Origin of the sequence: Sphingobium chlorophenolicum (genome assembly GCF_000722875.1) — a bacterium.
GTDB classification, from domain to species: Bacteria; Pseudomonadota; Alphaproteobacteria; order Sphingomonadales; family Sphingomonadaceae; genus Sphingobium; species Sphingobium chlorophenolicum.
Genome location: NZ_JFHR01000102.1, coordinates 1 through 6,027, shown reverse-complemented (window position 1 = coordinate 6,027; position 6,027 = coordinate 1). Strand labels below are relative to the sequence as shown.

5 protein-coding genes are annotated in these 6,027 nt (G+C 64.5%); 3 read left to right on the top strand and 2 right to left on the bottom strand.

Going from position 1 to position 6,027, the window contains the following annotated elements:
* Positions 1 to 214: 214 nt before the first annotated feature.
* The 3 genes from plsY to topA all read left to right on the top strand — a co-directional run bounded on the left by plsY (position 215) and on the right by topA (position 4,576).
* A complete protein-coding gene (gene plsY, locus BV95_RS22045) occupies positions 215 to 829 on the top strand; it encodes a glycerol-3-phosphate 1-O-acyltransferase PlsY (RefSeq protein ID WP_037457393.1) in 615 nt (204 codons plus the stop codon).
* Positions 826 to 1,908 (top strand): DNA-processing protein DprA, encoded by a 1,083-nt coding sequence (gene dprA, locus BV95_RS22040; protein WP_037457391.1) that lies wholly within the window; start codon positions 826 to 828, stop codon positions 1,906 to 1,908. Before plsY ends, dprA begins: the two co-directional genes overlap by 4 nt.
* Before the next feature lie 115 nt (positions 1,909 to 2,023).
* On the top strand, positions 2,024 to 4,576 hold the full coding sequence (gene topA, locus BV95_RS22035; RefSeq protein WP_037457389.1) for a type I DNA topoisomerase: 2,553 nt from the start codon (positions 2,024 to 2,026) through the stop codon (positions 4,574 to 4,576).
* 149 nt (positions 4,577 to 4,725) lie between these two features.
* Here the strand turns inward: topA and era are convergent, their stop codons facing one another.
* On the bottom strand, positions 4,726 to 5,634 hold the full coding sequence (gene era / locus BV95_RS22030; protein ID WP_037457386.1) for a GTPase Era: 909 nt from the start codon (positions 5,632 to 5,634) through the stop codon (positions 4,726 to 4,728).
* Between the two features lie 78 nt (positions 5,635 to 5,712).
* Positions 5,713 to 6,027, bottom strand: a 315-nt coding sequence (locus BV95_RS22025; protein WP_234703278.1) for a GIY-YIG nuclease family protein, incomplete at its 5' end; no start/stop codon positions are given.

Here is a 6,027-nt window from a genome sequence, read left to right as displayed (position 1 = left end):
CTATCAGTGGAGGGTGAATTTCGGAGGTCGCGCCCCATTTCCCCCCCCACCCCCGCTTTCAGCGGCGGCCCCCCTCCCCATCTCTCGATGGGGAGGAATAGGAGAGGTCAGCTTTCCGCCCGCCCCTGACATTCCAAACCATCCTTCGGTACCTTCGCCATTGCCCGGCGCGTCGGGGGCGCTATGGTCGCGCCGCAACTATTTCGGCGAGATCATGACTCCTCCCTGGCTTCTTCCCGCATTCGTCCTGCTGATCGGTTATCTGCTGGGTTCCATACCCTTTGGCCTGTTGCTGACGCGCTTCACCGGGGCGGGCGATCTGCGCAAGATCGGGTCGGGCAATATCGGCGCGACCAATGTGCTGCGCACCGGGCGCAAGGGGCTGGCGGCGGCGACGCTGCTGCTCGACCTGCTGAAGGGCGGCGCGGCTGTGCTGATCGGCGCGGCGCTGGTCGACGGCGGCGGGCCAATGGCGGGGGCCATGGCCTTTATCGGGCATTGCTATCCGGTCTGGCTGCGCTTCGCCGGGGGCAAGGGCGTGGCGACCATGATGGGCGTGGTGACGGCGCTCTACTGGCCTGCCGGGATCGTGTTTGCGATCGTCTGGCTTGGGGCGCTGTTCGCTACGAAATGGTCGTCGGTGGGGGGCATGGCGGCGGCTGTGAGCGCGCCTGTCGCAATGTTGTTTTTCGAGCGGCTCGATCTGGTGCCGGTGGCCTTGGCGCTCGCGCTGATCGTGTTGTGGCGGCATCGGGAGAATATATCGCGGCTCGCCAAGGGGACGGAGCCTAAAGTCGGTTCCTCCAGGAAGGCCGCGTCCGGCGAATGAGCGAGCAGGAGCGGTTTAACCGCCTGCGCCTGATCCGGTCGCCGCGCATCGGGCCAGTCACCTTCCGTCATCTGATGGCGCGCTTCGGATCGGCGGGGGAGGCCTTGCACGCTGTGCCCGATCTGGCGGCGCGGGGCGGCGGGAAAGCGAGCATCGTCGATGCAAAGGCGGTGGAGCAGGAGATAGCGCGCAGCCGGGCCGCGGGGGCGCGTTACCTGATCATGGGCGATGCGGATTATCCCTATCTGCTGGATCAGATGGAGGGCGCGCCGCCTGCCCTGATCGTACGCGGTGACGTATCGCTGGCGGGGCGGGATTGCGTGGCGATGGTCGGGGCGCGCAATGCGTCGGCGGCGGCATGTCGCTTCGCCCGGATGTTGGCGCAGGATCTGGGGCAGCAGGGGGCTGTCGTGGTGTCCGGACTGGCGCGGGGGATCGACACGGCGGCGCATCAGGGATCGATCGGCAGCGGCACCATCGCCGTCATCGCCTGCGGCATCGACATCGCCTTTCCGCCGGAAAATGCCGGTTTGCAGGAGCAGGTGGCGAATGAAGGCTTGCTGGTGACGGAGCATCCGCCGGGGACGCAGCCCCTGGCCCGGCAATTTCCGGCCCGCAACCGGATCATCGCCGGATTGGCCAAGGGCACGGTGGTGGTGGAGGCCGCGCCCAAGTCGGGATCGCTGATCACGGCGCGTCTGGCGGGCGAGGCCGGGCGGGAGGTGATGGCCGTGCCTGGATCGCCGCTCGATCCACGGGCGCAGGGGTGCAACCAGTTGATCCGGGAAGGGGCGACGCTGATCCAGAATGCCGCCGATGTGATCGAGGCGATCGGTGTCATCGATACCCGCATGGTGCGGCAGGGCGGTTTGGATTTTGCGGGGGAGCCGCCTTCGTCCGATGTGGCGGAACGGGACCGGGCGGCGGTGATCGGTCTGCTGGGCATGGCCGCAGTGCCGGTGGATGAAGTGATACGGCTGTCGGGCCTGGCGCCCGCCATTGTGCAGACGGTGCTGCTCGAACTGGAACTGGCCGACCGGCTGGAGCGGCATGCAGGGGGAAAGGTCAGCATTTCATGATCTTGCGCTCTGGTCTTGGCTGCGAACTCCGCCTACATCGCTGGTGCTTGACGCGGGGCCGCAACAGCTTTCAGACTCGCGCGTGTACGTGAGAGATTTCAAAACCGGGGTTTGAATGCAGCTTGTCATCGTTGAATCGCCGGCGAAGGCGAAGACCATCGAGAAATATCTGGGTGGCGATTTCCATGTGCTGGCCAGCTATGGTCACATACGCGACCTACCGGCGAAAGACGGTTCGGTGGACCCCGATGCGGGTTTTGCCATGCAGTGGGAAAATTATGGCGACAAGGGCAAGCAGCTCAAGGCCATTGCCGACGAAGCCAAGAAGGCGACCCGGCTGATCCTGGCGACTGACCCTGATCGCGAAGGAGAAGCGATCAGTTGGCATGTGCAGGAGGTGCTGCGCGCCAAGAAGGCGTTGCCGCAGAAGGTCGACCGCGTGACATTCAACGCGATCACCAAGCAGGCGGTGACGGAGGCGATGGCCCAGCCGCGCGCGCTGGACGAGGATCTGATCGACGCCTATCGGGCGCGGCGGGCGCTGGACTATCTGGTGGGCTTTACCCTGTCGCCGGTGTTGTGGCGCAAGTTGCCGGGCGCGAAGTCGGCGGGGCGCGTGCAGTCGGTGGCCTTGCGGCTGGTCGTGGAGCGCGAGCGCGAGATCGAGAGTTTCGTGCCGCAGGAATATTGGTCGGTCGCGGCCGAGATGGAGCAGGCGGGGCAGGGTTTCACCGCCCGGCTGGTGCGCTGGCGCGGGGAGAAGATCGAGCGGCTGACCATCGGCCGGGAAGGCGACGCCATGGCCGCGAAGGCGGACGTGGAGGCCGGGCGCTTCACCGTCGAGAAGGTCGAGACCAAGCCGGTTTCGCGCAATCCTCCGCCGCCGTTCACGACCTCCACCTTGCAGCAGGAGGCGGCGCGCAAGCTGGGCTTTTCCGCCAGCCATACGATGCGGATCGCGCAGCAGCTTTATGAGGATGGCGCGATCACCTATATGCGTACCGACGGCGTGCAGATGGACGGCAGCGCCATTTCCGCTGCGCGCAAGGCGATAGCGGATCGTTATGACGGCGGTTACCTTCCCGAAAAGCCGCGCCAATATCAGACCAAGGCGAAGAATGCGCAGGAAGCGCACGAAGCGATTCGTCCGACCGAATTTTACCGGGATAAGGTGGGGTCGGGTGACCATGCGCGGCTTTACGACCTGATCTTCAAGCGGGCGCTGGCGAGCCAGATGGCTTCGGCGCGGCTGGAGCGGACGACCGTCGATCTGGTGGATGGGACCGGGCAGCATGGGCTGCGCGCTACCGGGCAGGTGGTGATTTTTCCGGGGTTCCTGGCGCTCTATGAAGAAGGCCGGGACGATAGCGAGGATGATGACGGCAAGCTGTTGCCGCGCATGGCGGCGGGGGATGCGCCGGCCAAGAAAAAGGTGACGGCGGAGCAGCACTTCACCCAGCCGCCGCCGCGCTATTCCGAAGCGTCTCTGGTCAAGAAGCTGGAGGAATTGGGGATCGGGCGGCCTTCCACCTATGCGTCGACTTTGCAGGTGTTGAAGGACCGCGACTATGTGCGGATCGAGAAGAACCGCTTCTTCGCGGAGGAAAGCGGGCGGCTGGTGACGGCCTTCCTGGAGCGATTCTTCGAGCGTTATGTGTCCTATGACTTCACGGCGGGGCTGGAGGAGGAACTGGACGATATTTCCGGCGGCCGCGCCCAGTGGCAGGCGGTGCTGGAAGCCTTCTGGCGCGACTTCAAGCCCAAGACCGCCGAGGTGATGGAGCAGAAACCTTCCGACATCACCGCAGAGTTGGACAAATTCCTGGAGCCGATGCTGTTTCCGCCCAAGGCGGACGGATCCAATCCCCGCGCCTGCCCGATGTGCGGCGATGGGCAATTGTCGCTGCGCGGCGGGCGGTTCGGGGCGTTCATCGCCTGTTCCAACTATCCGGAATGCAAATATACGCGGAAGTTCGGGCAGCCGGGCGGCAAGGATGGGGCCGAGGATACAGGGCCGGAGGTGCTGGGCAAGCATCCTGAAACCGGGCAGGATATCGTCAGGAAATCCGGGCGGTTTGGGCCCTATATAGAGATGGGCGATGGCAAGGAGGTCAAGCGCGGATCCATTCCCAAGGATTTGCCGGATGGGGAAATGACGCTGGATTGGGCGGTGAAGCTGCTCAGTCTGCCGCGTGAGATCGGGCTGCATCCGGAGACGGGGCAGCCCATCGTGGCGAATATCGGGCGTTTCGGACCGTATCTGCTGCATGACGGCAAATATGGGCGGCTTTCCTCCACCGCCGAGATTTTCGAGGTGGGCATGAACAGCGCCGTCGCCAAGCTGGCGGATGCGGCGAACAGGGGCGGGCGTGGGGCTTCCTCACGCGAGCCGCTGAAGGTGCTGGGCAAGCATCCGCGCACCGAAGCGGAGATCAAGCTGATGGCGGGGCGTTATGGCCCTTATGTGACCGACGGCACGACCAATGCGACTTTGCCCAAGACGATTGAGCAGGACGCGTTGACGCTGGAGGAGGCCGCGCAGTTGATTGATGCGCGTGCTGCGGCGGCTCCGGCGAAGAAGGGGAAGAAGGCACCCGCCAAAAAGGCTGCGGCCAAGAAGCCTGCGGCGAAGAAGGCGCCTGCGAAGAAGAAGGTGGCGGCGGAGTAACCATTAACCGCCGTTCACCCTGAGCGAAGTCGAAGGGTTCGGCTGAGCGCAGCGAAGCCACTTCGACAAGCTCAGTGGAGGGCTTCGACTTCGCTCAGCCCGAACGGGGCGGGGGTGATCAACCAGAACGGGGGTGGGGTTGGAACGGCTTATTCCACCCAATCCAGGCCGATGTCGCGGTAGATGAAACGGTCGTCCTCCCAATCTTCCTTCACCTTGACGTGGAGGTAGAGGTGGACCTTGACGCCGAGCAGGCTGGCCAGTTCGGCGCGGGCCTTCGAGCCGATTTCCTTGAGGCGCTGGCCGCCCTTGCCCAGCACGATGGCGCGTTGGCTGGCGCGGCCGACGAGGATCTGCTGGTGGATTTCGACCGATCCGTCGTCCCGCTCGTTATATTTTTCCGTGTCGACGGCGGCGGCATAGGGGAGTTCGGCGTGGAGTTGATGGTATAGCTGCTCGCGGGTGATCTCGGCCGCCAGCATGCGGTCGGTGGCGTCGGAGACCTGATCCTCCGGGAAGTGCCAGGGACCTTCCGGCATGGCCTTGGCGAAGGCGGTCTTGAGTTCGGGCAGGCCGTCGCCGGTCGCGGCGGAGACGAAGAAGGTCTCCGCTATGTCGAGCTGTTCATAGAGGCGCTGGGTGTGGACCAGCAGCTTTTCCTTGATGGCGATGTCGACCTTGTTGAGGATCAGCCATTTTTTTTCGGGGCGGGCGGCGAGGGCGCTGACGATCGGTTCCATCTTGGCGCCAAGTCCCGCCTTGCCGTCGACCACCAGCGCGATCAGGTCGGCGCCCTGCGCGCCGCCCCATGCGGCCTGCACCATGGCGCGATCCAGGCGGCGCTTGGGCGCGAAGATGCCGGGCGTGTCGACCAGCACCATCTGCGCGTCGCCCTCTATCGCCACGCCCATGACGCGGGTGCGGGTGGTCTGCGCCTTGGGGCTGGTGATCGCCACCTTCTGGCCGACCAGCGCGTTCACCAGCGTGGATTTGCCCGCATTGGGCGCGCCGACTATGGCGATGACGCCGCAGCGTTGCAGAGATTCTGAACCTTCCAAATTTAACTCCGTTCGCCCTGAGCCTGTCGAAGGGCTTTACTTTCTCTTTCCGGATTGCGCCAAGGTTGAGATGAGTTTCTAATCTTCCCGGATCAGCGCAAGTTTCTTGGCACGGCTCCAGCCCTTGATTTGGCGCTCTGCTTCCAGCGCCTCCATACGGGTTCCGAACTGTTGCGACCAGACCAGTTTTATGGGGCGGCGATTTTGGGTGTGGCCGGGGATTGCGCCTGTCTCATGCTGGGCGATGCGAGTCTGGAGATCGTCCGTGTGGCCGGCGTAGAAGCTGCGGTCGGGGCAATGGAGCATGTAGGTCCAGAAGGGCACTCGTCGTTCCAGAAGAAAGAAAAGCCCTTCGACAGGCTCAGGGCGAACGGGGAGGGGTGGGTGTGCCAG